Below are 26,426 nucleotides of genomic sequence, written 5' to 3'. Positions count from 1 at the left end.
GCTCGTCCCTTACTTTTTCGCGTAACTCACGCCCATGCCGGCACGGACGTCGCTTTGAATGCCGTAGGGCGGGATCGGATAGCGCAGGCCGTTCTTGGCCAGCGCCTTCATGCCCAGAACCGCCTTGGCGAGATGCGACGGCTTCAAGGCCATCAGCATCTCCTCGTCCGGCACGCCGCCATAGCGCCGTTCGGCATAGCATGGCAAGGACAGGCTGGGCTCCCCGGTCTTCAGCGCCCGGCCCCACGAATCCGCGCAGGCGGTCTCGCCGACCACGCCCCATTCGAACTTCTTGTAGCCGGTATATTGCAGCCCGTTGATCAGGATAATCATCTGCCCGGGCGTCGCATAGACGAGACAGATGTCGGGCGGATCGAGCCGCCCGCTCGCAAGCGGGCTGACGGCGAGCGCCTGATATTGTCCGAACGGAACCACGTCCAGCGCCTCCTGGCGCTTGCGCGCGTCGTCCGCCGTGCCATGCCAGACCCCGACGTAATTTTCGCCGGCGAGCCATGTCTCGTCCTGCGGCGCAAGGCCGATCACCGCTCGGCATTGCGCGCCGACGAGATCGTCGGCGGTGATGCCGACGGTCCAGCCCAGCCGTGCGGCCATCGAAACGATCTGGTCGGTGGTGTGGATCGCATTCGGCCGCCGGATCTTCGGGATCGCTTCCATCTCGGCCGCTTGCGCGAACAGCTTCATGCCGATCACAGTCGTCTTCAGCCGCAGCAGGCTGTTGAGATCGGCGACGAGGCCGGCCAGATCGATGCTGTCTGCACTCTGCTGTTGCATGGCTTCCTCCGGACGGGCGATCGCGCCTTGCGTGGTCTTGTTTTGCGGTCCTCGTTCTAGTCCTTGGTGGGCCCCGGAAGCAACTCGCCGGTCCTGCCCATCAGACGGTAAGCCACGAGGCCGATCCATTCGCGCACGGCAACTTCGGTTCGGCCCAGCCCGTCCGCACCCATGTTGGTGAAGGAAAAAAGGTCGTCACGTCCGCCCATCCGCCAGTCCACGGGATAGGCCTCGACGTCAAATCCGGCCTTGCGGAAGATCCCCATCGAGCGCGGCATGTGGAAGGCCGACGTCACCAGGAGCCAGCGCTCGCCCGGTTTCGGCATCACCAGCTCTTTCGTGAAGATCGCATTCTCCCAGGTGTTGCGCGAATTGCGCTCGAGGATCATGCGCTGTTTCGGAATGCCGAGATTCTCGAGGATGGGCGCCGAATAGTCGGCCTCTTTCGCGTCGGTGGAGATGATATTCGCCGACCCGCCGGTGAAAACGATGCGCGCATTCGGATAGCGGCGCGCGAGATCGGCCGGCGCAAACAGACGATCGGCTGCATGCGCGACGACAGGCGTGCGATGCGCCGCCGACAGATCGGTGTCGACCGAGCCGCCGAGCACGATGATGCCGTCGGGCGCGCCGCGCGAGGAATCCCAAACCGGGAAGCGCGATTCAAGCGGATAGATCAGGAGATTGCCGAGCGGCGAGAACGCCGCCAGCGCCAGCAGCACCAGCGTGGTCACGGCGAGCTTGCGGCCGAGCGCGGCAAAGCGCGTCGCCATCAGCACCAGCGACAGGATGCCGAGCTCGACCAGCAGGTTGATCGGCAGCAGCGCGGCGCCGATTGTCTTGGACAGAACGAAAAACAGGGGAGCCTCGCTGGATGATCTTGCCTCTGCGCAGGGCTTGACCCGCCCGGCGATCCTCGGAAATCTTCTTGAAAGAGGATCAATCGCCGGGTCAAGTCCGGCCTGATGAAAGTGATCGGACGCGGCAAATGACCCATCACCACCTGCATTCCAGCCCGAAAACCTGCCATTGGGGCTTCTTCGAAGCCGCGCTCAAGCCCGTCCTCACCCTCGCGAGCGGCGATGAAGTGACGGTCGACACCATCAGCGGCGGACCCGACATGCTGCCCGACGGCGGCAAGTTTCATATTCCGCCTGAGATGCACGAGGTTCATGCCAACAACGAGCGCATGTTGCCCGGCCACATCCTCACCGGCCCGATCGCCGTCGAAGGCGCCGAGCCGGGCGACGTGCTCGCGGTCGAGATCCTCGACGTTCAGCTCAGGCAGGATTGGGGCTGGAACATGATCAAGCCGCTGTCCGGCACCCTGCCCGACGATTTCCATGAGACGCGCATCCTCAACATCCCGCTCGACCGTACCAGGATGGTCGGCCGGATGCCGTGGGGCCTCGACCTGCCGCTCAAACCGTTCTTCGGCGTGATGGGCGTTTCACCGCCACCGAGCTGGGGCCGCATCTCCTCGCTGATCCCGCGCGCCATGGGCGGCAATCTCGACAACAAGGAGCTGGGCGCCGGCGCAACGCTCTATTTGCCGGTGTTCGTGCCGGGCGCGATGTTTTCCTGCGGCGACGGCCATGGCGTGCAGGGCGACGGCGAAGTCTGCGTCACCGCGATCGAGACTGCGCTGCAGGGCCGCTTCCGCCTGACGCTGCGCAAGGATCTCAGGTTCGACTATCCCCGCGCCGAGACGGCGACCCACTACATGACGATGGCGATGGACCCCGACCTCGACCAATGCGTGGTGCGCGCCCTGCGTGACATGATCGCACTGCTCGGCGAGAAGCGAAACCTGTCGCGCGAGGACGCCTACACGCTGTGCAGCCTGGCGGCAGATTTGCGGGTGACGCAGACCGTCAACGGCGCCAAGGGCATCCATTGCATGATCGAAAAGGCGATCGTGCACGGCTGAGCCCGGCCGCCCCTTCCCGATCCGCTGACGCCCGCCGCCGCCCGGTCTTCCGCGCGGCGAGCTCGGTCGTGACTAATTTCCTTTGCGATTCCAAAGCGCTGAGCGTCAAGCGCAGACTGCATTTGACTTCCGCCATCAAACCTAAATAGAGTCTTAATCGTTACTTTTATGTACCTGAGTAAGAGGCTAGCGTTCGGGCCATGGCCACCGAAAAAGCCGAGACTGACCGTATTCCCGTAACCTTGGCGCTCTCGACCATCACCTATCTGGAAAAGCTGGTGAGACAGGGCACCCACGGCACCAGCGTTCCCGGCGTCGCGCGTACCCTGATCGAGGAAGGCATCCGTCTCGCCATCAAGGACGGGCTTTTGTCGATCCGCGACAATGGCAGGACGTGAGCGCGCACTCGATGCGTGAAGCGGACGGATCTCGAGAGGCGGATGGCCGCATCTGCAACCTGGGACCGCACCACATGCCTGTTCTCTCCCCGACCTGGACCGACGAACGCATCGAGCTTCTGAAGCGGCACTTCGAGGCCGGCCTCTCCTGCCGCGAGATCGCAGCCGACATCGGCGTCAGCCGCAACGCCGTGATCGGCAAGCTGTCTCGCCTCAACCTGACCCGTGGCAGGACGAACGACGACCGCAAGGTTCAGGAGCGGGGCCTGGCGCGGGCATCGAGGGCCGTGCCACGGCTGCAATATGAAATGCTCGCCACGATCTACGGCGACACCGACGCCCCCGTGGCGACAGGTCCCATCGACGACGCCAACCGCTGCTCGCTGCTGGAGCTTGCCGAGAACCGCTGCCGCTGGCCGATTTCGACGCCGGGCGCCGAGGATTTCTGCTTCTGCGGCAACTCCGCGCCCGACGGCCAGCCCTATTGCGCCGGCCACAGCCGCCTCGCCTACCGGCCGAACGCGCGCTTGCGTGTCGCACGCGCCTAGTCTGCAAGCTCATCACAAACGAAAAACCTCCGGCAGGGCATTGCCGGAGGTTTCGGAGGCCTAGCATGAAGCCAGGAGTGACAACTCTCATTGTCAGCCAAGCGCTATATAGCTTAGTAACTCACGTAAGTAAATAATTATCAGAAGTGAACGCACCGAAGCTTCCAGCTTTTTTGTGGCACGCCATCGGACGGCTTGAGCGCCGGTGCTTCGCTCGGCCCCGGAAGAAACCCGAGAATGACGAGAGCACACAAGAACCCCGGCGGTTTCCCGCCGGGGCTCTCTGACCAATCAGCGAGATTGATCTTAGAAGTTACGCTGAGCGCGGAGCAGCATGCTGACCGAGTTCTGATCCTTCAGCTCGTACACTGCCGCCGGCTTTGCCGCGGTGGCAACGCCCGGGCTCGCGATGGCGCCGGAGTACTTCTGGTCCAGACGCGACCAGCTCACGTCCGCAGTGAATGCGAGGCCCTTGACCGGAGTCCACACGGTATTGACGCCGACGACCGCGAAGTTGAAGTCCGGATTACAGGTCGCACCGGGCACGGCAATCGCTGCGAAGTTGGTGCAGATCAGGGCCTTGCCCGCATCGCCGTACTTCAGCTGGGCATAGCCGCCATAGACGCCGCTCGTCCAGTTCGGGCTCCAGTTGTGGGTGAAGCCACCGCGAACGCCCCAGGTCTTGACCGTATCGATGCCGGTCCCGATCCCGAAGACGCCGTCGGCAACACCGGCGAAGCCGGTGCTTTGATACGCGCCGGTGCCGCTACCGCTGAACATGAAGAAGCTCTGCGGAAACAGGCTCTGGAAATTGTAGCGGGTTGCACCGTCGGTGTAGACGGCCTGCAGGTTGATGACGTCGCCCGCGCCGGTCGGGATGTTCTTGATCGACAAGGCACCCTGCACGGCCCAGCCCCACTTGTCGGACGGGTGACCACTGGTTTCCGTCGCGCCGTAGTAGGCCGCATGGATGTCATGCGCCGCGACCGAGATCTGGGCCAGACCCCAGGCCTGGTCGACGCGAACCTGACCGATGATGTCGGGCGTACGCGTGCCGCCCCAGGCGCTGGTGCCGTAGACGCCCGTCACGAACTGAGCGGCCGTACCGGTCGACACGTTCCAGAGGTTCGACTGGCCGTTGGTTGCCGTCGATTCATCCTGCAACGCGAACGAAGCGGTGATGCCCTGGCCGAAATCAGCCGTGTAGGCAACCTGATTGACGCCGTTGGTGTGGTTGCTGCCGCCGGGAATGGTGTCGGGGCCGCCTGCCGGATAGCTCTGCCACGGAGCGTCGAAGATCGAAACCGTGCGGCCGAAGGTGAAGCCGGCGAACTGGATGAAGGCGTGGAAGAGGCCGAGCGAGGCCGCGCCGGTCGGGGCCGTCGTGCCGCCGCCGCTGCCGGTGACGGATGGGCTGTCATAGGTGGCGACCACATCGGCGTAGGTGCGCACCACACCGTATTCGGTCGCCGTGCGGGTATCGACGGTGAAGTCGAAACGGGCGCGGCTGTACCAGTAATTGGTCAGACGGTTGTTCGAGCCCTGATTGCCGCTCGAGCCGCTTTGCTGGAAGCTGTAGGGGCTCGCGCCGACAACCGCGTCGGCACGCAGATAGCCGCCCAGCTTGATGCAGGTGTCAGTGCCCGGCATGTAGTAGAATCCGGCACCGTACAGCGAGCAGATCTTCACGTACTCGACCGCCTTGGCCTTCACGGGGAGATCAGCCGCCTGAGCTCCACCGACGGCGATCAGTCCCGCCGCAGTGCCGAGCAAAAGGCTCTTCACCATCTTCATTTAAAACCTCCAAGTTGCTATTTTACGGAGACTGGACCGAAAGGCCCCCCAGATCCCCGTCTCTTCGAATCCGCTCGGTCACTTTGCGCTTCCGGACACACCCGCCTTCGGGAGTGACGTGAGCGAACCACCTGCAACGGGACGATCGAGTACCCCCCACCGCCATGAGCAACATATCTGCGCCATTCAGCTACTCAAAATACTTTATCTACTAAGCTTTGTGGTTTCACTAAGCCTGTGCCCCGCGCGCAACACCCCCAGCCGATCCCCTGAGTCGGTCATATTTGTAATTTTCATGACGAAATTACTCTGCTCTGCACTTGCGTCAGAGCAGGCTTGCGTGGACTAATGCCCATCCACGAGCACCGGCCCGAACAATCGGTTCACGGGAGAGACGCAGTGTCCGCGACGAGGAAAGAAGGAGCGCGCCTGCGCTCGATCGGCAACCTGGATATCATCAGGCGCTTCACCTGGGAGATATCGTCGATCAACATGTATCTGGAGGAGTTGCGTCAGTTCTGGGCGAAGACGCTCGGCATCAGCGGCCCGCAATGGCTGATCCTGATGGCGATCTCCGACCTCGACAAGGACGACGGCATCCCGGTCAACGTCGTCTCCAAGCTCCTCCACGTCGATCCGTCTTTCGTCACCACCCAGTCCAAGCTGCTCGAGAAGAAGGGCCTGTTGCGCCGTCGCCCCTCGCCGACCGACGCCCGCGTGGTGCGGCTGTCGCTGGCCGAGAAGGCGCAGAAGCACATCACGAGCCTCAACGAGCAGTACAAGACGATCCGCGAATTCGTCTTCCAGGAGTTCGACGAGAACGAGTTGACCGAATTCACCACCAAGCTCGCGACGCTGAAGAATCGCCTCGAGAAGGCCTGCGTCCGGATCTCCCTCGACTTCTAGCGCCCTACGACGGCGCTCAGATCCGCCCCGGCGGGGCCGAGCCGCGATTCGAGCCAATCGAAGATGTACTCGTTGGCAAGGCTCGGATTGTCCGCATGGGCCTGCGCCGCGCCGGTCTCGGCCGCAGTGAACACCTTCAGCATGACATTCGAGCTGCCGAGCCGGGAGCTCTGGACGATCTGACGCGCCCGGTCGGCCTTGAGCCAGCCGTCCTCGCCGAGCGTGATCAGCACCGGACAGTCGGCGCTGGAGGCCATCAGCGGCGCGTGCGGCACCGGCACGATGCTGAGGTCGCTCCTCGCGAATCGGCTGGCAAAGAAGGCCCGCTCGTGCAGGTCCCACAGGCCCCCGTCGCAGACGGCGGCGGCAAGCCGCGGCTCCTGCAACACGGCGCGCGCGACAAAGGACGAGCCCCAGCCGTCGGCGATGATCCCGACGCGCGCGAAATCGACGTCACCGCGCGTCTCCAGATAATCCATGACGCAAGGAATCGCGCCCTCGATATCCCGGCGCCGCAGCAGCTCATCGATGTAATCGTCACGCTGGTCGCCGAACAGGTCGAGGGCCAGCATCGAGAATCCTCGCTCGCGCGCATGCGGCACGAGCTTGAACAGGAACTCTTCCTTGCGATGGCCGGGCTCGCCGATGCAGATCACGGTCGGCGCCTGGCCGCCTCCCGGCTGTGCAGGGAGGAAGTAGCCCTGCAATGCGTGGCCGTCGAGCCAGGGGATCGTTACGACCTCGCCCGCCGGGCTACGCGCCGAAAGATAGCGGCGCGCGCATTCCTGCATCGCGAGCACGGCAACCCAGCGGCGCTCGTCGTCCGGCTCGAGCGGCATCGCCGCGGCACCGTAGTAATTCATGGCGCGCAGCCAGTTGCGCTGGGCACTCGCCATGTGACCTTCGGCGAACGCGGCCTCGGCGCGCTGCCGATTGGCCTGCGCCAGCCTCTTCCACTCGCGATGCCAGGAGCGGTCATCGCCCCCCTTCAATTGCCGCGCGATCATCAGGCATTCGGCGATCGTGGCTCCGCCATCCTGGGCGGCGATGAGCAGCCGCGTGAATTCAGCGGAGATGTCCTCTCGCTCGGGGCAAAGAAGCAAATCGTCCGAGAGGCATGCGGGTATCATCGGGAGCTACGCTCTGTCATCGCTTACACCAGACTGACTAAACCATTTCGGTTCCCCAACCAAGCGGCCGCGCGTGGCATTACAGCCGTTCGAGATCACCATCGCTTGAACAGACATTCACGTCGCATGCGTGACATTCCGTTTTGTCATGAGATGGCGAACGCGCACGAAGGCGGCCGGCCAAAATGACCGGCGCGACTCTTGACATGATAACTATCATACCTAAATACGCGCGCGTTCCACGAGGCTCGGCCTGGCGGTTTCAACCGAGCCGCCAGCCGACTTCCTGCGTAAAACTTTCGTAGAAGGCGCGGTCATAGGCCTGCTCGGGCGTCGCGCGCACGCGTGCGTCGAGGCGCTCGGCGTCCTCGCCGACGAGAATGCGCCAGCGCTCCGCCTTGACCCCGTCGAGGATGATCTTCGCGGCCTCTGCCGCGCTCGTCGGCGCATCCTCGAGGAAGCTGCGGGCGCGCTCGGCGAACACCGCCTGGATCTCCTCGTCCGACATTTTGTCAGCAGCTGGCACGCCGGCCGCGACCATGCGCTTGCGGGTCAGCGCGACCTCGTCGGCATTGAGTCGCTCCGATCCGTCGGCGCTCTGCACCTTGCGCGAATTCGAGACGATCGAGGTGCCGATGTGACCGGGCATCACCACCGAACATTTGACGTGCGGCGCGTGCAGGCGGAGGTCGTTGATCAGCGCTTCGGTAAATCCCTTCACCGCGAACTTGGCGGAGCTGTAGGCGGTGTGGGCCTGGCCCATGCCGATCGAGGCCCAGAAGCCGTTGACGCTCGCGGTGTTGACGATGTGGGCCTCGTCCGCGGCGACCAGCATCGGCAGGAAGGTTCGCACGCCGAGATAGACGCCGCCCCAGCAGATGTTGAAGGTGCGCTCCCACTGCTCGCGCGTGTTGGTGAACAGGCTGCCGCCGCCGCCGATGCCGGCATTGTTGAACAGCAGATGGATCCTGTCGGTCTTCTGCTGCTCGGCGAGCTCGTCGCGGAAACGCTTCAGATGATCCTCGATCGCGACGTCGGCGACGTGCGTCGTGACGCGCAGGCCCTGCGGCAGCTTCTCGGCCTCGCAGAGCCGCTTGGTCTCGGCCATCGCGGCCTCCGAGACGTCGCACATCGCGACGTTGCAGCCCTCGGCCACGAGCTGCCGTGCGAGCTCGCGCCCCATTCCCGTGCCGCCGCCGGTGATGACCGCGATCTTTCCAGCAAAATCCTTCATGGGACTTCGGTCCCTCCCTGTCGGCATGTTTCTTCGTTAGCGCGCCGCTTGCCGGGCGCGCGCAAAATGTAGCAGCGCTGCACGCGCAATTGAAAGTGGCGCGCCGTGATTGTTCGACATCGATTATTTCGGCGCGCGGATTAAACGAAGCTCACGCAATCACGCGCCCTGCATCCGGGCGTCTCGCCCGAGGCACATCCTTCGCGCCGCCAGCCGCTGGCGGGCCCTCAGGATGCGGGCGGTGTGCGTTGCGCCAGTTTCAACAGACAGCGATGCTCGCCAGCCTCATCCTGGGGGACCGCCGAAAGCGGTCGTCTCGAAAGACTAGGCGCTGACGATCGTCGCCGGGAAGCTCCGTTGCGGGGCGCGCCGGCGTCGCGGGCTCATGCCCGTAGAGCTGACGGGTTCCCGTATTTGTCCGGCTTCGGTTTAGGGGCAATTTTTTTACAACCCGAATCATCAACTGGAGTTCGGACGCTGGGTCGAGTCGGCCAGGCCAGCGTGTTGTTTGCGTGTCACAGGCTCTGGCACTCCGCTTGCATCCTCTTCGTGGTCTGAAACTACCGATGAGGTGACTGGAATGTTCGTGACCGTCGTTGCCGTGCTCTGCCGGCTTAGCGTAGCTAGCTCAGGCAGTTGCGTCGAGGAAATCGTGACTGACAGCAACATGACGCCCGAGATTTCGATGATGCAGTGCGCGGTCGGCGCACAGGCACCGCTGGCGAAATGGATGGGCGAGCATCCGATCTATCACGCCAATTGGCGCCTCGAGCGCTACAAATGCGTGCCCGGCCATTACGAGATCAAGGGCCACGCCTAAGGCCCCGAAGAACTACGGATAGCGAGGAAACGCCCGGGGGTCGCCTTGTCCCTCCGCACGGGCTCAAGCTGCGCCAGACCGATTGCGTCAGCGCTTTGTGACAATCGTCACGCTCTCCAATTGAGCAATCTCACGCAAAATAATCGCACGCGCGTTGCGCGCCCCTCCGCCGATCAACTGGGCCGTGCGCAAGCTCGTGATCGTGGCGATCGAGGCCAGCGCGTCAGCCCCGAGGCTGCACCGCGTCCTCGCCGAGCAGGTCTCGCGCCGTTGGTTGGAACGCCGCGACGGGATCGCACCGATCCTTAATCACTCGCCCCTATCGTGAACTTTCCACGAAGGAGAGATCAATGGCGGGGGCCTGCAAGGGATGCGGCGGCGGCGAGGGACTGCCGTTCGAATTCAAGATGGCGTTTCAACCGATCGTCGCCGTGAACGAACAGCGCGTCTGGGGCTATGAAGCATTGGTGCGCGGGCCCAATGGCGAAAGTGCACAGAGCGTCCTGAGCCAACTGACCGAAGACCAGCTTTACCGCTTCGACCAGGCCGCCAGAGTCATGGCGATTGAGACCGCCGGAAAGCTGTTTGACGATCCGCAAGCTCGGCTGTCCATCAACTTCATGCCCAACGCAGTCTACGAGCCGCAGGCGTGCATTCAACAATCCCTGGCGGCGGCGCGCCGTTCGAACTTCTCGCCCGCGAACCTCATGTTCGAGTTCACCGAAAACGAACGTATGGCCGATCCTGCGCATGTCGAGCACATTGTGCGAACCTACAAGACGCTCGGTTTTCTGACCGCGCTCGATGATTTTGGGGCCGGCTATGCCGGGCTCAGTTTGCTGGCGAGGCTCCAGCCGGACCTCATCAAGATCGACATGGAGCTTTTGCGCAACATCCACCTCAGCCGCCCGAAGCAGGTCATCGTCGCCGGCATCGCATCGATGGCACGTGAACTTGATATCAAGCTCCTCGCCGAGGGCGTGGAAAGCGAAGCCGAACTGACGGTGCTCCGGGCTGCGGGGATTGATCTCTTCCAGGGATATTATTTTTCCAAGCCGGGGTTCATGAGCTTGCCGAACGTGCACGCGATTTCCGCAACGGAAGCGGCCCTCGCAAGCTGACGGTCGCCGCGTCGATGACGAGCCGCCTTCCCCCGCCCGAACATTGCAGTCGCCAGACCCGCCAAGGCTGCCCGCCCTGTAACGTCAATCACACCTTTCTTCCCCAACCTCTTGCCTCCTAAGCTATCGCGCGCATGATGAGCGCACGCGCCTGCCGCCCCTCCGGCGTCGGCATCAGCGCATAATTGTGCGGCTGGTCGCGCAGCAGATGCAGCTCGACCGGCACGCCGACCGCCCTCGCCCGCTCTGCAAGATCGACGCTGTCGGGGTACAGCAGATCGCGCGTGCCCGAGAAGATCGTCATCGGTGCGAGGAAACGGAAAGTACCGTTGAGCGGGCTGACGAAGGGATGGCCGACATCGAGCTCGCCGGCATAGAGCCGTCCGGCTTCGATGATCCCCGGAATGTCCTGGACCGGATCGCGCGTTGCGATCTCGACCTGCTCCGGACGGCTGACCGACGCATCGGCCGCCGGCGAAATCAGCACCAGCCGCGCCGGCTGCCGATGGCCGCCATCGCGCAGCCATTGGCAGGCGGCAAGCGCAAGTCCTGCGCCCGCGGAATTACCCACCACCGTGACCTTTGCGGTGCCTGCGTCTTCCAGCAGCATCCGCAGCAGCTCGGCCGTCCTCGGCACGACATCCCCAGCGGTCGCGCGCGGCGCCAGCGGATAGATCGGCACGACGCAGGAGGCACGCGCCTTGCGCGTCATCTCGCCGATGAATCGCCAATGCGCCGGCGCGATCTGGTTGATGTAGCCGCCGCCGTGCAGGAACATGACATAGTTACAGCCCTCATGGCCCGAGGACGGCGCGGTGTAATAGACGGGCCAGCCGCCCATCCGGGTCAGGATCGCCTCGACACCGCGACCGAGCCCGGTCGGCTCGAACGAGGCGGGCTGCAAGGCAAGCTTCTGCACATGCGACTGCACCGCTTCGGCGGAGGCGAGTTGCTTCTTATGTGGAAGCCGGCGCAGCAGCAGGTTGAAAGCGCGACTTTGCAGGCTTGGCGCAGGGTCGCGGCTCCGCGGCCCGCAGATGTCAGGACAAAACTGCAAGGCCGACACAAGTCTTGCGACGCTCATGGTCCGTTCTCCGCCTGGCCCCGCATCCATATGGCGACACAAGGGGCTTGCCGACAGGCCGCCACGGGCCGATATAATGCGAGCATTCGCTCGCTTTTTCTACTCGCATTCAGGACCCAAGCCCATGGCGCGCAAGCCGCCGACAAATCCACGGAAAAATGCCTCGCAGGCGCGGTCGCGCGCCACCGTCGACGCTCTGGTCGAGGCGACCGCTCGCATTCTGGTCCGTGAAGGTTTCGAGAAGGCCAGCACCAACCGCATCGCCGAGATCGCCGGCGTCAGCGTCGGCTCGCTCTATCAGTATTTTCCCAGCAAGGAGGCGCTCGTCGCCGCCGTAATCGAGCGTCACAACGACGAGATCATGAAGGTCGTCCGCGCCGCCTTCGTCGAGGTGGCGGACATGCCGATCGACAAGGCGGTACGCCGGCTCGTCACGGTCGCGATCGAGGCCCACCACATCGACCCCGACCTGCACCGCATCCTCGCCGAGCAGATCCCGCGCATCGGCCAGCTCAGGGACGTCGAAGCGACAAACCGCGAAGTCCACGCCCTCGTGCGCGGCTATCTCGAAAGCCACCGCAAGGAGATGCGAAAGATCGACATGGATGTGGCGACCTTCATCTGCGTCAGCGCGATCGAAGCGGTCGCGCACAACACCGTGCTGAACGGGGCGGAGATGCTGTCGGAGAAGATGGTGAAGGTGCTGGTGGACGAGACGACGCGGATGGTGGTGGGGTATTTGAGGTAAGATGGACCGGCAACTGGGATGTGGAAGATGTTCGCTGGTCAGAAGGTCGACGCGAGCAGGCGCGCTTCCTCACCGATTGCCGTTGAAACGGCTTCCTAGATTATCCACACAGAGGCCGGTCAAATCGATTCGGAAAAACGTCATTCCATCAACGGCTTCGCTACTGTGCATGGGGTTGTTTTCGACATTTTAGCCTACCAGCCGCGGAAGCCCGCCCGCTACCGCCCCGGTCGCGCATGCATCACCGGCGGAGCAGGCGCTCCACGCCGACGGTCATCCACCCAACCGATGCTGTGGAAATTTTGGTCGGAGCGAGAGGATTTGAACCTCCGACCCCTAGTCTCCCAGACTAGTGCGCTAACCGGGCTGCGCCACGCTCCGAACGTCGTTCCATTAGCTAGGATCGGCGCGATGCGCAAGGCGAGCGACACCATTTTGGTGTCTCCGTCCGACCCCGGGAACTGGCCGCACAACAGGCGGAAGCGCCCCTACCCCTCGTTCAGTGCCTGGTCCAGCATTTCGCGGCAGGCGACCAGGTCGGCGAGCGCCCGGCCGAGCCGCTCCCGGTCCAGCGCGCTGGGTCCGGCCGGTGCGGCGGGGGTGCCACCCTTGCGGAAGGTGGTGAGGATCTCCTCGTCGTCGACCTCGGTGAAGCGGAAGTCGATGCCTTCCTCCTCATCGCCCTGGTAGTCGTCATCGTCGGCGTCGGCGATGCCCTTGATGGGCGCCTCGTCGTCCTCGGGCTCCCTCAGGCTGGCACCGATGGCATCCTCGATCGCGCCGAACGAGACCGCTGCCGCGCTATCGGCGAGGCCCTGCACCGATTTGACGCCGTGCTCCTTCAGGATCCGCTGCACACCGCGGATGGTGTACCCCTCGCCGTAGAGCAGCCGGCGGATGCCCTTGAGCAGGTCGACGTCGTCGGGGCGGTAATAGCGGCGGCCGCCGCTGCGCTTCATCGGCTTGATCTGGGAGAAGCGGGTCTCCCAGAACCGCAGCACGTGCTGCGGGATGTCGAGCTCCTGCGCTACTTCGCTGATGGTTCGGAACGCATCCGGCGCCTTGTCCAAATGCCAAATCCTTCGCGAAAGGCGTTACGCCTCGGGTTGAGCCTTGCTGGCATCGCCATTGGTGCGGTGCTGGGCGTTGATCCGCTGCTTCAGGATCGCCGACGGCTTGAACACCATGACCCGGCGCGGCGAGATCGGCACCTCGGTGCCGGTCTTCGGGTTGCGGCCGATGCGCTGGCCCTTCTTGCGGACCATGAAGGACCCGAACGAAGAGAGTTTCACCGTCTCGCCCTTTTCCAGGCAGTCGGTGATCTCCTTCAGCACGAGTTCCACGAAGGCGGACGATTCCGTGCGCGACAGGCCCACCTTCTGGTAGACGGCTTCGCACAGATCGACACGCGTTACGGTTTTACTTTGATCGGTCATCGCCCTGCCCCACATCACGGCGAACAATTGTTGTCTGAAATTATGAGCTTACGATACGACGGTCAACAGCGCTCATCAATGCAGGCGCATCGATAATCGGCGCCGATTCGGCAAAATTTTATCGACTGTGGCTCTACCAGCGCACGAGCGCGGAGCCCCAGGTGAAGCCGCCGCCCATCGCTTCCAGCAAGATCATATCGCCCTTCTTGATGCGGCCGTCCTTGCGCGCCACCGACAGCGCCAGCGGGATCGAGGCGGCCGAGGTGTTGCCGTGACGGTCGACCGTCAGCACCACCTTCTCCGGCGCGATGTGGAGCTTGTGGGCGGAGGCGTCGATGATTCGCTTGTTGGCCTGATGCGGCACGAACCAGTCGATGGTCTCGGCATTGAGCCCGGTCGCCTGGAAGGCGTCGACGATGACGTCGGTGATCATGCCGACCGCATGCTTGAAGACCTCGCGGCCCTCCATGCGCAGATGGCCGACGGTCTGGGTCGAGGACGGCCCGCCGTCCACGAACAGCTTTGCCTTGTGGCGGCCGTCGGAGCGTAAGTGCGTAGTGACGACGCCGCGATCGGTCGCGGCATTGCCCGGCTGCTCCTGCGCCTCGAGCACCACCGCGCCGGCGCCGTCGCCGAACAGCACGCAGGTGCCGCGGTCGTTCCAGTCGAGGATGCGCGAGAAGGTCTCGGCGCCGATCACCAGCGCGCGCTTGAAGGCGCCGGTGCGCAGGAAATTGTCGGCGGTGGCGAGCGCGAACACGAAGCCCGAGCACACCGCCTGCAGGTCGAAGGCCGCGCCGTGATTGATGCCGAGCGCGTTCTGCACGGCGACGGCGGTGGCGGGAAAGGTGTTGTCCGGCGTCGAGGTGGCCAGCACGATGAGGTCGATCGACTGGGCGTCCATGCCGGCATCGGTGAGCGCGGCCTGCGCCGCCTTGATCGCCAGATGCGAGGTGAACTCGCCCTCGGCCGCGATATGCCGCTCGCGAATGCCGGTGCGCTGAACGATCCACTCGTCCGAGGTATCGATGCGCGCCGCCAATTGGGCGTTGGTCACCACCTGCTCCGGCAGATAGGAGCCGCAGCCAAGCACGACCGAACGAATTTGAGTCACGAAACAGCCTCCTGCGCGGCCTGCACGGAATTGAGTGCACCGCCCTCGCGGTTGAGCATCTGATTGATCTTGTTCAGGAGATCGTAGTGAGCCATCTCATAGCCAACATCGATCGCATAGGCAAAGCCTTCGGCGCTGGTTCCGCCGTGGCTCTTGACCACCAGTCCGTTCAGACCCAGGAACACGCCACCATTGGACTTGTTCGGGTCCATCTTGTCGCGCAGGGCCTGGAAGGCGCTGCGGGCGAAGAGATAGCCGAGCTTGGACAGCCAGCTCCGCTTCATCTCATGGCGGAGTAATTCGGCCATCTGCCGCGCGGTTCCCTCGGCGGCCTTGAGCGCGATGTTGCCGGCATAGCCTTCGGTCACGATCACGTCGGCGACGCCCTTGCCGATGCCGTCGCCCTCGACGAAGCCGACATAATCGAGCTCCGGCAGGTTCCGCGCCCGCAGGATTTCTCCGGCCTCGCGAATCTCCTCGTGCCCCTTGATCTCCTCGGTCCCGATATTGAGCAGCCCGACGGTGGGCCGCTTCTTGTCGAACAGCACGCTCGCCGTGGCCGCCCCCATGAGCGCGAGCGACACCAGATGGTGCGCATCACCGCCGATGGTGGCGCCGAGGTCGAGCACGACGGATTCGCCGCGCCTGGTCGGCCATATTCCCGTAATGGCCGGCCGGTCGATCCCCTTCAGCGTGCGCAGGTGGAAACGCGACATCGCCATCAGCGCGCCGGTATTGCCGGCGGAGACCGCGACATCGGCCTCGCCCTGCTTCACCGCATCGATGGCCAGCCACATCGAGGACGTCCTGCGGCCGCGCCGCAGCGCCTGGCTCGGCTTGTCCGAACCACTGACGGCAATGTCGGTATGGATGATCTTCGCGGCGGCCTTGAGCTGAGGGTACCGGTCGAGCTCGGGCTCGATCTTGGCGCGATCGCCGACCAGCAGGAATTCGGTGTCGCGATGCCTGCCGAGCGAGATGGCCGCGCCCGGAATGACCACGGCGGCGCCGGCGTCGCCCCCCATGGCGTCAAGCGCAATGCGAACCTTGCTTGGCATAAAAGTCCTGGAAAACCTGGTCTGGTGCGGTCTTGAACGAGCGGGGCCGCAGAATGGGTCCGCCATGGACATGGCGACCGGTCAGGCGCCACGCCGCGCCCGGACCGGGGCGCGACAATAGCGTTTTGCGATCCCGAAACAACCTCTTGCCCCCAGCCTTTTGCTTTCAGGGCGATCCGGAGGCCAACAAGGGATTTTCAGGAAAAACGCATGAAATCAAAGGAATAAGTCAGCCTGTCAAACCACTCCCGCAATCCCCTCACGCCCGCTGGCAAGTGGCCTGAGCGGGAATGCCCAGCTATTTGTCTTTCTTCCTGCCCTTCTTGTCGTTGTCCTGGAGCGCCTTCAGCGCCGCAAAGGGATGATCCTCCGGGTCCGGCGCCGTGATCTCGGCCTCGAACACGGCTCCCTCCTTGCGCGGATAGGGGTCAACGGCAAGGAACAGGGCGTCGGTGGCGATCCGGCCGAGGTCGATGATGCCGTTGATGATCGGCTCCGGTGGATCGATCACCTCCGGCGGCTCCTCGTCGTCCCGCCCCTCCTCGATCAGGTCGGCCATCTTCCGAACCTCGGCCTCGGGAGCGAATACCAGGTCCACCGCCTCCGCGATCTCGCTCTCCATGGGATCGAGGGTGACCACGCAGGTCTGGCCGATCCGGGCGCGGATGGTGCCGGTCACCTGGACCCGGCCGCCGCTCTTGGGCACCACATCGAGGTCGGCCTGGGCGGACAGCACCTCGCGCAAACCGCCGACTTCAGCGATGGCCTGCCGCTCGGCGGCCGAGGCCTCCAGCTTGCGATGCAGGCCGCTGTCGGGGATCTGAGCGACGATGACGGGAGACCGCCAGGGATCAGGCCTGGGATCGGCATTCGGTCGGCTCATGGCGTGACATCCTCGGGAGTAGCAGGAGGAAACCTGAAGGAGGCGCGCAGCAGCGCAGCCTCATCGGCCCGGCCGAGATCGGCCTCGCTGGCCCGGGCATAGGCCGCGAGCCGCTGCGCCTGGTCGAGGCCAGTCCCATTCAAGATATTCTTGCAGATCGCCTCCGCCAGGGCCTCGCCGCCGGCCTCCATGGCCTGGTCATAGGCCTGCACCCGGCCATAAAACGCCTCGCCGAAGGCGCGCATCCGCTTCGGCACGGTCTGGTCGCCGATCCCCATCTCGCGCAGATTGTCGTCCATATCCTCGCAGAAGCGGTCGAACAACGCCTGGGACAGCTCGGTCGCGCCTCCGGTGGTGTCTTGGACCGTGCGGAGGCGGCGCAGCAGCAGCCACAGATGCAGCAGCAACAAGTCGAAACGCCCGTTAACCGTATCGGGCACGCCCAAGTCACGGTAAAATATGGGTTCTCGCGCCTGCGTCACGATCATGCCATAGATGGCTTCAATGGTGCCGGACGGGGTTAGCCGGGGTTTCCTGAAGTGATTGAACGGCCAAAGCATTGTGGTTTCCGCAAGCGGGCGCGCGCGTGTTGCATTCAGACGCCCTGCCCGGTACTTCAGCGCCTCGCGCGACGCAAGGGGACGGAATCAGTTCCGCTATGACCACATCGAACCAGATCAGCCTGCGCGCAGACAAGCGGCGCGGCCTTCGTGCACGCTGGCGCGGCCTGCGCATGCTTGCCGCCGTCACCCTGATCGGCGCCGCGCTCACAGGCTGCACCGGCGAGCAGTTCCAGAAGGGTTACATCCTGCCGCCCGGCGCGCTGGAGCAGATTCCGATCGGCGCGAGCCAGGATCAGGTGCTGATCGTGATGGGTACCCCCTCGACGGTCGCCACACTCGACGGTGAGGTCTTCTATTACATCTCGCAGCGCTCGGAGCGCACGGTCGCCTTCATGAACCAGAAGGTGGTCGACCAGCGCGTCATCGCGATCTATTTCGACAAGAGCCGGCGCGTGCGGCGGCTGGCGAATTACGGCTTGCAGGACGGAAAGATCTTCGACTTCATCAGCCGCACCACGCCGACGTCGGGCCAGGAGATCAACTACCTCACGCCGCTGTTCAAGCTGCTCAGCTTCAACTGAGTAAAGCGTTCTCGAACGACGTGGATACGTGTTCGCGTCGAGAAGCGCGTCAAACGAGACACTAGAGCCCGTTCCAATTCCACCGCAAGGTAAATGGCGCTCGCCTGCGGCGTCGTGCCGCCCTTCGCGCGGCCTTTGCCGTGGCGTGCGACTTGCCGTGACAAGTCAGGTTCCCTACGCTCCCGCCAAAGCAAGAAGCTGGGAGTGGATTCGTGTCCAAGAAACTTCAGAAAACTTTGTTGTCCCGTCGTCGCGTGCTCGCCGGTGCTGCCGGCCTTTCGGCTGCGGCGATCCTGCCGCGTTCGAGCCTCGCCGATTGGAAGCCGACCGAGACCGTTCGTCTCATCGTACCGGCCGCCGCCGGCGGTTCGACCGACGTCATGGGCCGGCTGCTCGCCGCTCACCTGCAAAGTGCTTGGGGCGGGTCGGCCGTCGTGGAAAACCGCTCGGGCGGCGGCGGCACCATCGGCACCGCCGAGGCGGTCCGCGCCAAGCCTGATGGCCACACCATTCTGGTCGGCAATCCTGGTCCAAACGCGATCGCCTACAGCATCTTCAAGAACCTCTCCTACAAGCCGGACCAGCTTCAGCCCGTCTCCAACATGATCCGGATCCCGAACATCGTCTCGGCGCATCCGAAGACCGGCATCAAGTCGATTCCCGAGTTGATCGCGTATCTCAAGGCCAATCCGGACAAGCTCAGCTACGCCTCCTCCGGCGTCGGCCAGAGTCCTCACCTCACCGGCGCCTGGTTTCTCCAGCTCACCGGGCTGAAGATGACCCACATTCCGTTCCGCGGCGCGGGCCCGGCGCTTCAGGCCGCGCTCGCCGGCGACATCCAGATTCTGTTCGACAATCTCTATCCGAGCTTGCCGCAGGTGCAGAGCGGCACCCTCACCGGTCTCTGCGTCACCACCACAGAGCGTAGCGAACTCGCGAAAGACCTGCCGACCATGCGCGAGAGCGCGCCGGAGCTGGCGAGTTTCGACGTCTCCTCGTGGTTCTCGGTGTTCCTGCCGAAGGGCGTCTCGCCCGAGGTGCTGGGCGCGCTCAATCTCCAGGTCAAGGCGATGCTGGAGCGCGACGACGTCAAGAAGCAGATCGCCGCCATGGGCGCCCGCGCCGACTACGGTACGCCGGAGCAGTTCGCCGCCTTCCTGGATGCCGAGACGAAGAAGTTCGCCGGCATCATCCAGAAGGAAGGCCTGCAGATGGACGTGCAATAGGAGCTCGTGTCCCGGACGCGTGCAACGCTGCGCCGGGACCCGGACGCTCGAACTTGGACCCCGGACGCAGCGCATCACGTCGCGCTGGGCTGCGTCCCGGGAACGCCGGCAAGGCAATGCTCACAGCAAAAACCCCGCGGCTCGCGCCGCGGGGTTTTGTCTTGGTTCGTCTCCGCCGCTCAGTGCGCCAGGATCGCCAGCAGCAGCAAGGCCACGATGTTGGTGATCTTGATCATCGGGTTCACCGCAGGGCCGGCCGTGTCCTTGTAGGGATCGCCGACAGTGTCGCCGGTCACCGCCGACTTGTGGGCATCACTGCCCTTGCCGCCGAAATGGCCGTCCTCGATGTACTTCTTGGCATTGTCCCAGGCGCCGCCGCCCGAGGTCATGGAGATCGCGACGAACAGGCCCGTCACGATCACGCCGAGCAGCATCGCGCCCACCGCGGAGAAGGCCGCCGACTTGCCGGCCACGCCACCACCCGCGATCACGTAGATCAGGAAGTACACCACGATCGGCGACAGCACCGGCAGCAGCGAGGGAATGATCATCTCCTTGATCGCAGCGCGGGTGAGCAGGTCCACCGCCTTGCCGTAATCAGGCTTGTCGGTGCCCTGCATGATGCCGGGCTTCTCGCGGAACTGACGCCGCACCTCCTCGACGATCGCACTGGCAGCGCGGCCGACGGCGGTCATGCCCATCGCGCCGAACAGATACGGCAACAGGCCGCCGAACAGCAGGCCCACCACCACGTAGGGGTTGTTGAGCGAGAAGTCCGGATTGACGCCAGCGAAGTAGGGATGGCGCGCGGAGTCCGCAATGAAGAACTTGAGATCCTCGTTGTAGGCCGCGAACAGCACCAGAGCACCGAGACCGGCAGAGCCGATCGCGTAGCCCTTGGTGACCGCCTTGGTGGTGTTGCCGACCGCGTCGAGGGCGTCGGTCGACTTGCGCACCTCCTTCGGCAGTCCCGCCATCTCGGCAATGCCGCCGGCATTGTCGGTGACGGGGCCGAAGGCATCGAGGGCGACGATCATGCCGGCCAGCGCCAGCATGGTGGCGGTCGCGATCGCGATCCCGAACAGCCCGGCGAGGCTGTAGGTGACCAGGATGCCGGCGATGATGACGATCGCAGGCAAGGCGGTCGCCTCCATCGAGATGGCGAGCCCCTGGATCACGTTCGTGCCGTGGCCGGTCACCGAGGCCTGGGCGATCGACTTCACCGGACGGTAGTCCGTGCCGGTGTAGTATTCGGTGATCCAGATGATCAGCGCGGTGACGACGAGACCAACCACGCCGCACTCGAACAGCGCCATGCCGGTATAGCTGACGCCGTCGAGCTTGCCGAAGCCGATCAGGTAGTAGATCACCAGCGCGATGCCGACCAGCGACAGCACGCCGGTCGCGATCAGGCCCTTATAGAGTGCGCCCATGATCGATTGGCTCGGCCCGAGCTTGACGAAGAAGGTGCCGATGATCGAGGTGATGATGCAGACGCCGCCAATGGCGAGCGGCAGCGTCATCATGGTGGCGAGGATCGGCGTCTTGGCGAAGAAGATCGCCGCCAGCACCATGGTGGCGACCGCGGTCACCGCATAGGTCTCGAACAGGTCGGCGGCCATGCCGGCGCAGTCGCCGACATTGTCGCCGACGTTGTCTGCGATCGTGGCGGGGTTGCGTGGATCATCCTCGGGAATGCCGGCTTCGACCTTGCCGACGAGGTCGCCGCCGACGTCCGCCCCCTTGGTGAAGATGCCGCCGCCGAGACGGGCAAAGATCGAGATCAGCGAAGCGCCGAAGCCGAGCGCCACCAGGGCGTCGACAACGACCCGGCTGTCAGGCGCCAGTTTCAGCGAATGGACCAGGAAGGCGAAATAGATCGTCACACCCAGCAGCGCGAGACCGGCGACCAGCAGGCCGGTGATGGCGCCCGCTTTGAAGGCGAGTTCGAGACCGCCGGCGAGCGACGTCGTCGCGGCCTGGGCGGTACGCACATTGGCGCGGACCGAGACGTTCATGCCGATGAAGCCCGCGGCGCCGGACAGGATAGCGCCGATGGCAAAACCGATCGCGACATAGAGCCCGAGGAAATAGGCAAGCAGCACGAAGATGACGATGCCGACGATACCGATCGTGGTGTACTGGCGCCGCAGGTAGGCCTGTGCGCCTTCACGCACCGCTCCTGCGATCTCCTGCATGCGCGGCGACCCCGCATCCGCGCTTAACACCGAAGACGTCGCCCAAATCGCGTAGACGACGGAAAGTACTCCGCAGAGCACAATCAACCATAATGCTGTCATGTGATGTTTGCCTCAGATCCTTGATGTACCCCCGGCGCCTTTTGTTGTCCGTCGTGCGGTGCGGCGCCTTGATTTCGAACAAAGCCGCCCCTTGCCCAAAAGGGGCGGCTTCAGTCAGCCGCAAGCTTGCCAAAATCAAATTGAGGGTGCAACGCCGGATAAGGCCGAAAACGCCGATCTCGGCAGGTATTTAGCACCAAGTGCCGAGAACTAACGTGCCGTTTGGAGCAATTCCTAGAAGTGGCTGTAGGACAGCCGCTTCAAGGTCAATTCCTGGCCCTGCCCGTCCAGGAAGCGCGGCCTTTCGTTCCCCGCGACGATGGTGCCGATCGCCGTGACGGCAAGGCCGGCCACCCGCCCCGCGCCAATCAGTGCATCGGCTTGCGCCGGCGGCACAGTGCACAGCACCTCGTAATCGTCGCCCCCCGCAAGCAGCGTCTCGACGCAAACGATTTTGCGGGCGACCAGGCCCGCCGCCGCGGCTGAAAGCGGCACGCGTGTCACCTCGACCGTGGCCGAGACCCCGGACGCTGCGCAGAGTTTCACCAGATCGCCGGCGAGCCCGTCGGAGACGTCCATGGCCGCGGTCGCATGATCGCGCACGGCGCGCGCCAGCACATTGCGCGGCTGCGGCACGCGATAGCGCGAGACCAAGGCGTCCCGTGCTGCGGGATCGCTCGCGAGCGCGGCCGCAGCGGCGCCGCCTGTGAGCACGTCGAGGCCAAGCGCAGCATCGCCGATGGTGCCCGTCACCAGGATGCGATCGCCTGGCCTGGCGCCACTACGGCCGACCATCCGCCCCTGCGGCACGCGGCCGAAGGCGGTGATCGAGACCATCTGCGGGCCCGGCGTCGAGACCGTGTCGCCGCCGAGCAGCGGACAAGCGAATTCCTTCGCGTCCTCGCCCAGCGCGTCCGCGAAGGGCCGCAGCCAGGCGTCCTCCCTGCTGCGCAGCGCCAGCGTCAGCACGAAGCCGGCCGGCACCGCGCCCTTGGCAGCGAGATCGGACAGGTTCACCCGCAGCGCCTTGCGCGCGATGGTGCCGGGGGGATCATTGGCAAGATAATGCACGCCCTCGACGACGGCGTCGGTGGTGACGACGATGTCGTCGCCGGACGAGGCCAGCACCGCGGCGTCGTCGACGAGGCCGAACGCACCGGGATCAGTCGCCAGCGGCTGGAAATAGCGGGCGATGAGCGAGTCTTCGGCGGAGGGATTTTGTGGATTTGCCACTGGCTTATCCCCGCAAACAGGTGTCGTCGCCCGGCTCGACCGGGCGATCCAGTATTCCATAGGCGCTCGTTTCAAATCGATAGGCCGCGGCGTACTGGATCACCCGCCTTCGCGGGTGATGACAGCGGAGAATGGGGCTCGCGTATTGCTTCAATGCGACGCCCTTCAGCACGACTATCGCCCGAACTCGTCACCGCGAAACTGGCGGCCGATCTGGTCGAGAACCGCATTCACCATGCCGGTCTCCTCGCGGTCGACGAAGGCGTTGGCGACGTCGACATATTCGGAGACGACGACGCGTCCCGGCACGTCCTTGCGATGCTCCAATTCGTAAGCTCCCGCACGCAGCACCGCGCGCAGGATCGCCTCGATCCGCTTCAAGGGCCAGCCCTTCGACAGCGCCTCGTCGATCAGGGGATCGAGCTTCTTCTGGTCGCGCACGACGCCGGAGACGACGTCGCGGAAGAACGCAGCTTCCGCCGGCAGATATGTGTCGCCCTCGACCTCGTTGCCCAGCCAGTGGCTCTCGAACTCGGCGAAGATGTCGTTGATGCCGGCGCCGGCGATATCCATCTGGTACAGCGCCTGCACGGCCGCGAGCCGCGCCGCGCCGCGCCGGTTCGCCTTCTTCTCGAGCCCCGCCGGCTTTTTGGTGTTGTCGGCCATGGCTTTAGGCCTGCGCCAGGCGGCGTTTGATGCGCAACATCGCAATCGCCGCGCGCGCGGCATCGCCGCCCTTGTCGAGCTCGCTGGCGCGCGCCCGTGCCCAGGCCTGCGCATCATTGTTGACGGTGAGGATGCCGTTGCCGAGCGGCAGTTTTCGCGTCACCGCAAGGTCCATCAGCGCGCGCGAGGATTCCTGCGACACGATCTCGAAATGGATGGTGTCGCCGCGGATGACGCACCCGAGCGCGATCACGGCGTCATAGGGCTTGCCGTTCGCCGCTGCGGCGTCCACCGCGATAGCGACCGCTGCCGGGATCTCCAGCGCGCCGGGAACCGTGATGACATCATGCGTCAGGCCGGCCGCCTTCAGCTCGGCAATGGCGCCGTCCAGCAGTGCGTCCTGGAGATCGTCATAGAACCGCGCCTCGACGATCAGCGCGCGCGCGCCGGAAATGTCGGTCTGGTCCTTCAGGGGTGCGCGCCGCGCGTCTGCCATCGTCAAATCCGTTCTACAGGGGTTGGCGCGTTATGTAGTCGCCGCAGGCGGGTAAGCCAAGTTCAAAGACTGTCATTCCGGGGCGCGAAACGCCCCCGGAATGATGGCTAAGCCGTCATTTCCGTCAGCCGCGCCGCGTAGCGGGCCATCAAATCGACCTCGATATTGACCTCATTGCCCGCCTTCCAGCCGCCGATCGTCGTCACCGTCAGCGTGTGCGGAATGATCAGCACTGAAAAGCTCACCTCCTGCACCGTATTGACCGTCAACGACACGCCGTCGAGCGTGATCGAGCCCTTGGTGGCGATGAACCGGGCCAGCTCCCGCGTGGTCGCAAGCTCGAACCGCGCCATGTCGGGCAGATCCTCGCGGCTGAGAAGCGTCGCGATACCATCGGCATGGCCGGCGACGATGTGCCCGCCGAGCTCGTCGCCGATCTTCAGCGCACGCTCGAGGTTGAGCTTCGTTCCGACCTTCCAGTGCTTTGCCGTCGTCAGCGCCAGCGTCTCCGCGCCAGCATCGACGTCGAACCAGGTCTTGCCGCCATCGGTGCCTGAGGCGACCACCGTCAGGCAGACGCCGTTGCAGGCGATCGAGGCGCCGTCGGCAATGGTGGTCTGGTCATAGCGGCAGGCGATGCGCAGGCGGTGCAACTGCCCCTGCGCCTTCGGCGTGAAGCCGACGATCTCGCCGATATCGGTGACAATGCCGGTGAACATTACGCGCGCTCGTAGATGGTGAGAGTATCCCTGTCGAATGTCTCGCTAGCATGAACCTTGTAAGCCTGCGACTGCGTGATTTTCGACAGGGGCAATGCATCGAGCGCATCGACGCCCTCGGCGCCCACCGCTTCCGCCCCGCGGAACAGCCAGATCTCGTCGACGAGATCGGCCGCGATGAAGGATGCCGCAACCCGGCTGCCGCCCTCGACCATCAGGCGGGTGATGCCCTTCCCGGCCAGCGCATGCAGCGCGGCGGGCAGATCGAGTCCTGAGGCATTTGCCGGAGGGATGCGGATCACTTGCGCGCCGGTCGCACCGAGGCGCGTCGCGGCTGCGGCTTCCGCAAGCTCGGATCCCATCACCCAGAGCGGCGTCTCGCGCGCGGAGCCCACAAGCTTGCTCGATGCAGGAATGCGCAGGCTCTGATCGAGCACCACGCGCACTGGCGAGCGCGCGGCCATGCCCGGCAGGCGGCAGGTGAGAAGCGGATCGTCCGCCAGCACCGTACCGATGCCGATCAGAATGGCATCGCTCTGGGCGCGGAGCAGATGCACACGATTGCGCACAGCTTCGCCGGTGATCGCGACGGGCTTGCCGCCGGCGGCGCCGATCTTGCCGTCGGGCGACACCGCGAGCTTCAGGATCACATGCGGACGCTTGTCCCGGATCCGGCGGAAATGCCCGGCATGATCGAACGCGGCCTCTGCCGCGCACAATCCGACATCCACCGCAATGCCGGCGGCGCGCAGGCGCGCATGGCCCTGTCCCGCGACCTCAGGATTGGGATCCTCGATCGCCGCCACCACCCGCTTGATGCCGGCCGCGATCACCGCATCGGCGCAAGGCGGCGACTTGCCGAAATGCGAGCACGGCTCCAGCGTGACATAGAGCGTGGCGCCCCGGGCCGCCTCGCCTGCCCGCAGCAAGGCCTCGGGCTCGCCATGCGGCCGTCCTCCGGGCTGCGTCCAGCCTCGCCCGACGATGACCCCGTCCTTGACGATGACGGCGCCAACGGCCGGATTGGGCCAGGTGCGCCCCTGCCCGCGCTTACCCAGCGCCAGCGCAAGCTGCATGAAACGATGATCGGCGTCCTTGGCCTCACGGGCCTTCTGCGCGAACTGATCTTCCAGGATGCGGAAGATCATTTGCGGATCGCGGCGAGCCGCGCTTCCTCCTCACCGGAGAGCTCGCCGAGCACGTCGGCGAAATCCTTGGCCTCGCGGAAATTGCGGTAGACCGAGGCAAAGCGCACATAGGCGACGTCGTCGAGCGTGCGCAGATGCTCCATCACGGTCTCGCCGATCACCTCCGAGGAGATCTCGGCCTCGCCCCCGGTCTCGAGCTCGCGCACGATGGTGGAGACCATCTTCTCCACCCTTTCAGGCTCGACCTGCCGCTTGCGCAGGGAGATCGAGACCGAGCGCATCAGCTTGTCGCGGTCGAACGGCACGCGGCGGCCATTGCGCTTGATCACCGTGAGCTCGCGCAGCTGCACACGCTCGAAGGTGGTAAAGCGGAAATTGCAGGCGACGCACACGCGACGCCTGCGGATCACGGACGAGTCCTCGGTCGGACGCGAGTCCTTTACCTGCGTATCGAGACTGTTGCAGTTCGGGCAGCGCATCCGCTTGCTTTCACCAGTT

Annotated in this window: 28 protein-coding genes and 1 tRNA gene; 9 read left to right on the top strand and 20 right to left on the bottom strand. The window is 64.6% G+C overall.

The features are described 5' to 3' along the window. Nucleotides 1-9 precede the first annotated feature (9 nt). Together RX330_RS17765 and RX330_RS17760 are read right to left on the bottom strand one after the other, a co-directional pair. Nucleotides 10-792 (bottom strand): DUF169 domain-containing protein, encoded by a 783-nt coding sequence (locus tag RX330_RS17765; protein WP_317243811.1) that lies wholly within the window; start codon nucleotides 790-792, stop codon nucleotides 10-12. Nucleotides 793-848: 56 nt separating this feature from the next. After that, nucleotides 849-1,616 carry a YdcF family protein gene (locus RX330_RS17760; protein WP_317243919.1) on the bottom strand — a complete coding sequence of 256 codons (768 nt, stop codon included), beginning with the start codon at nucleotides 1,614-1,616 and terminating at the stop codon, nucleotides 849-851. A gap of 164 nt (nucleotides 1,617-1,780) precedes the next feature. On the opposite strand from RX330_RS17760, the gene RX330_RS17755 reads away from it, so the two are divergent. From RX330_RS17755 to RX330_RS17745, 3 genes are all read left to right on the top strand, one after another. Further along, on the top strand, nucleotides 1,781-2,722 hold the full coding sequence (locus RX330_RS17755) for an acetamidase/formamidase family protein (protein WP_317243810.1): 942 nt from the start codon (nucleotides 1,781-1,783) through the stop codon (nucleotides 2,720-2,722). A 200-nt stretch (nucleotides 2,723-2,922) separates the two neighbouring features. Continuing rightward, nucleotides 2,923-3,120, top strand: a complete 198-nt coding sequence (locus RX330_RS17750; protein WP_007603456.1) for a hypothetical protein — start codon at nucleotides 2,923-2,925, stop codon at nucleotides 3,118-3,120. A gap of 74 nt (nucleotides 3,121-3,194) precedes the next feature. Continuing rightward, nucleotides 3,195-3,668 (top strand): GcrA family cell cycle regulator, encoded by a 474-nt coding sequence (locus RX330_RS17745; protein WP_317243809.1) that lies wholly within the window; start codon nucleotides 3,195-3,197, stop codon nucleotides 3,666-3,668. A 306-nt stretch (nucleotides 3,669-3,974) separates the two neighbouring features. On the opposite strand, the gene RX330_RS17740 is transcribed toward RX330_RS17745, so the two are convergent. Continuing rightward, a complete protein-coding gene (locus tag RX330_RS17740) occupies nucleotides 3,975-5,462 on the bottom strand; it encodes a porin (protein WP_212089762.1) in 1,488 nt (495 codons plus the stop codon). Nucleotides 5,463-5,861: 399 nt separating this feature from the next. On the opposite strand from RX330_RS17740, the gene RX330_RS17735 reads away from it, so the two are divergent. Beyond that, nucleotides 5,862-6,368 carry a MarR family winged helix-turn-helix transcriptional regulator gene (locus RX330_RS17735; protein WP_212089754.1) on the top strand — a complete coding sequence of 169 codons (507 nt, stop codon included), beginning with the start codon at nucleotides 5,862-5,864 and terminating at the stop codon, nucleotides 6,366-6,368. On the opposite strand, the gene RX330_RS17730 is transcribed toward RX330_RS17735, so the two are convergent. Continuing rightward, the gene (locus tag RX330_RS17730) at nucleotides 6,365-7,498 is read right to left on the bottom strand and encodes an alpha/beta hydrolase (RefSeq protein ID WP_317243808.1); all 1,134 of its coding nucleotides are present in this window, start codon (nucleotides 7,496-7,498) and stop codon (nucleotides 6,365-6,367) included. The genes RX330_RS17735 and RX330_RS17730 overlap by 4 nt on opposite strands. Nucleotides 7,499-7,760: 262 nt before the next feature. Further along, nucleotides 7,761-8,732, bottom strand: coding sequence for an SDR family NAD(P)-dependent oxidoreductase (locus RX330_RS17725; protein WP_317243807.1), 972 nt, complete (start codon nucleotides 8,730-8,732; stop codon nucleotides 7,761-7,763). 652 nt (nucleotides 8,733-9,384) lie between these two features. Here RX330_RS17725 and RX330_RS17720 point away from each other — a divergent pair. Then, on the top strand, nucleotides 9,385-9,552 hold the full coding sequence (locus RX330_RS17720; RefSeq protein ID WP_245333756.1) for a hypothetical protein: 168 nt from the start codon (nucleotides 9,385-9,387) through the stop codon (nucleotides 9,550-9,552). 350 nt (nucleotides 9,553-9,902) lie between these two features. Beyond that, nucleotides 9,903-10,673 (top strand): EAL domain-containing protein, encoded by a 771-nt coding sequence (locus RX330_RS17715; protein ID WP_317243806.1) that lies wholly within the window; start codon nucleotides 9,903-9,905, stop codon nucleotides 10,671-10,673. Nucleotides 10,674-10,791: 118 nt separating this feature from the next. Here RX330_RS17715 and RX330_RS17710 read toward each other — a convergent pair whose 3' ends face one another. Beyond that, nucleotides 10,792-11,757: an alpha/beta fold hydrolase gene (locus RX330_RS17710; RefSeq protein ID WP_317243805.1), complete on the bottom strand. Its 966-nt coding sequence runs from the start codon at nucleotides 11,755-11,757 to the stop codon at nucleotides 10,792-10,794. A 124-nt stretch (nucleotides 11,758-11,881) separates the two neighbouring features. On the opposite strand from RX330_RS17710, the gene RX330_RS17705 reads away from it, so the two are divergent. Continuing rightward, nucleotides 11,882-12,505, top strand: a complete 624-nt coding sequence (locus RX330_RS17705; protein WP_317243804.1) for a TetR/AcrR family transcriptional regulator — start codon at nucleotides 11,882-11,884, stop codon at nucleotides 12,503-12,505. A 303-nt stretch (nucleotides 12,506-12,808) separates the two neighbouring features. On the opposite strand, the gene RX330_RS17700 is transcribed toward RX330_RS17705, so the two are convergent. The 7 genes from RX330_RS17700 to RX330_RS17670 all read right to left on the bottom strand — a co-directional run bounded on the left by RX330_RS17700 (nucleotide 12,809) and on the right by RX330_RS17670 (nucleotide 17,556). Then, nucleotides 12,809-12,886: transfer RNA gene (locus RX330_RS17700), tRNA-Pro, on the bottom strand. Nucleotides 12,887-12,993: 107 nt separating this feature from the next. Beyond that, a complete protein-coding gene (locus RX330_RS17695) occupies nucleotides 12,994-13,575 on the bottom strand; it encodes a MerR family transcriptional regulator (RefSeq protein ID WP_317243803.1) in 582 nt (193 codons plus the stop codon). A gap of 24 nt (nucleotides 13,576-13,599) precedes the next feature. Next, nucleotides 13,600-13,941 (bottom strand): integration host factor subunit alpha, encoded by a 342-nt coding sequence (locus RX330_RS17690; protein ID WP_018456841.1) that lies wholly within the window; start codon nucleotides 13,939-13,941, stop codon nucleotides 13,600-13,602. A gap of 133 nt (nucleotides 13,942-14,074) precedes the next feature. After that, nucleotides 14,075-15,055 (bottom strand): beta-ketoacyl-ACP synthase III, encoded by a 981-nt coding sequence (locus RX330_RS17685; RefSeq protein ID WP_212089738.1) that lies wholly within the window; start codon nucleotides 15,053-15,055, stop codon nucleotides 14,075-14,077. After that, on the bottom strand, nucleotides 15,052-16,113 hold the full coding sequence (gene plsX / locus RX330_RS17680) for a phosphate acyltransferase PlsX (protein ID WP_317243802.1): 1,062 nt from the start codon (nucleotides 16,111-16,113) through the stop codon (nucleotides 15,052-15,054). Before plsX ends, RX330_RS17685 begins: the two co-directional genes overlap by 4 nt. Nucleotides 16,114-16,411: 298 nt before the next feature. Continuing rightward, the gene (locus tag RX330_RS17675) at nucleotides 16,412-16,996 is read right to left on the bottom strand and encodes a YceD family protein (RefSeq protein ID WP_317243801.1); all 585 of its coding nucleotides are present in this window, start codon (nucleotides 16,994-16,996) and stop codon (nucleotides 16,412-16,414) included. Then, a complete protein-coding gene (locus tag RX330_RS17670) occupies nucleotides 16,993-17,556 on the bottom strand; it encodes a ubiquinol-cytochrome C chaperone family protein (RefSeq protein ID WP_317243800.1) in 564 nt (187 codons plus the stop codon). The genes RX330_RS17675 and RX330_RS17670 overlap by 4 nt, the downstream gene beginning before the upstream one ends. A 98-nt stretch (nucleotides 17,557-17,654) precedes the next feature. On the opposite strand from RX330_RS17670, the gene RX330_RS17665 reads away from it, so the two are divergent. Both RX330_RS17665 and RX330_RS17660 read left to right on the top strand, forming a co-directional pair. Beyond that, nucleotides 17,655-18,140: an outer membrane protein assembly factor BamE gene (locus RX330_RS17665; protein WP_212089725.1), complete on the top strand. Its 486-nt coding sequence runs from the start codon at nucleotides 17,655-17,657 to the stop codon at nucleotides 18,138-18,140. A gap of 212 nt (nucleotides 18,141-18,352) precedes the next feature. Continuing rightward, nucleotides 18,353-19,366 (top strand): Bug family tripartite tricarboxylate transporter substrate binding protein, encoded by a 1,014-nt coding sequence (locus tag RX330_RS17660; RefSeq protein WP_317243799.1) that lies wholly within the window; start codon nucleotides 18,353-18,355, stop codon nucleotides 19,364-19,366. A gap of 179 nt (nucleotides 19,367-19,545) precedes the next feature. Here the strand turns inward: RX330_RS17660 and RX330_RS17655 are convergent, their stop codons facing one another. From RX330_RS17655 to nrdR, 7 genes are all read right to left on the bottom strand, one after another. Then, the gene (locus RX330_RS17655) at nucleotides 19,546-21,666 is read right to left on the bottom strand and encodes a sodium-translocating pyrophosphatase (protein WP_212089723.1); all 2,121 of its coding nucleotides are present in this window, start codon (nucleotides 21,664-21,666) and stop codon (nucleotides 19,546-19,548) included. 234 nt (nucleotides 21,667-21,900) lie between these two features. Continuing rightward, complete coding sequence (thiL, locus tag RX330_RS17650; RefSeq protein WP_317243798.1) at nucleotides 21,901-22,899, bottom strand: thiamine-phosphate kinase; 999 nt, start codon at nucleotides 22,897-22,899, stop codon at nucleotides 21,901-21,903. A gap of 174 nt (nucleotides 22,900-23,073) precedes the next feature. Continuing rightward, the gene (gene nusB, locus RX330_RS17645) at nucleotides 23,074-23,565 is read right to left on the bottom strand and encodes a transcription antitermination factor NusB (RefSeq protein WP_212089719.1); all 492 of its coding nucleotides are present in this window, start codon (nucleotides 23,563-23,565) and stop codon (nucleotides 23,074-23,076) included. 4 nt (nucleotides 23,566-23,569) lie between these two features. Next, nucleotides 23,570-24,061, bottom strand: coding sequence for a 6,7-dimethyl-8-ribityllumazine synthase (gene ribH / locus RX330_RS17640; protein WP_317243797.1), 492 nt, complete (start codon nucleotides 24,059-24,061; stop codon nucleotides 23,570-23,572). 107 nt (nucleotides 24,062-24,168) lie between these two features. Beyond that, entirely contained in the window at nucleotides 24,169-24,780 is a 612-nt protein-coding gene (locus RX330_RS17635) for a riboflavin synthase (RefSeq protein ID WP_317243796.1), read from the bottom strand. Beyond that, entirely contained in the window at nucleotides 24,780-25,928 is a 1,149-nt protein-coding gene (gene ribD / locus RX330_RS17630; RefSeq protein ID WP_317243795.1) for a bifunctional diaminohydroxyphosphoribosylaminopyrimidine deaminase/5-amino-6-(5-phosphoribosylamino)uracil reductase RibD, read from the bottom strand. The genes RX330_RS17635 and ribD overlap by 1 nt, the downstream gene beginning before the upstream one ends. Beyond that, nucleotides 25,925-26,407: a transcriptional regulator NrdR gene (gene nrdR / locus RX330_RS17625; RefSeq protein ID WP_007603426.1), complete on the bottom strand. Its 483-nt coding sequence runs from the start codon at nucleotides 26,405-26,407 to the stop codon at nucleotides 25,925-25,927. Before nrdR ends, ribD begins: the two co-directional genes overlap by 4 nt. Between the last annotated feature and the right edge of the window lie 19 nt (nucleotides 26,408-26,426).

The sequence above is a fragment of the Bradyrhizobium sp. NDS-1 genome (assembly GCF_032918005.1).
Lineage (GTDB): Bacteria > Pseudomonadota > Alphaproteobacteria > Rhizobiales > Xanthobacteraceae > Bradyrhizobium > Bradyrhizobium tunisiense.
The sequence above is the reverse complement of the archived record's forward strand: the minus strand, read 5'-3'. Positions and strand labels throughout refer to the sequence as shown.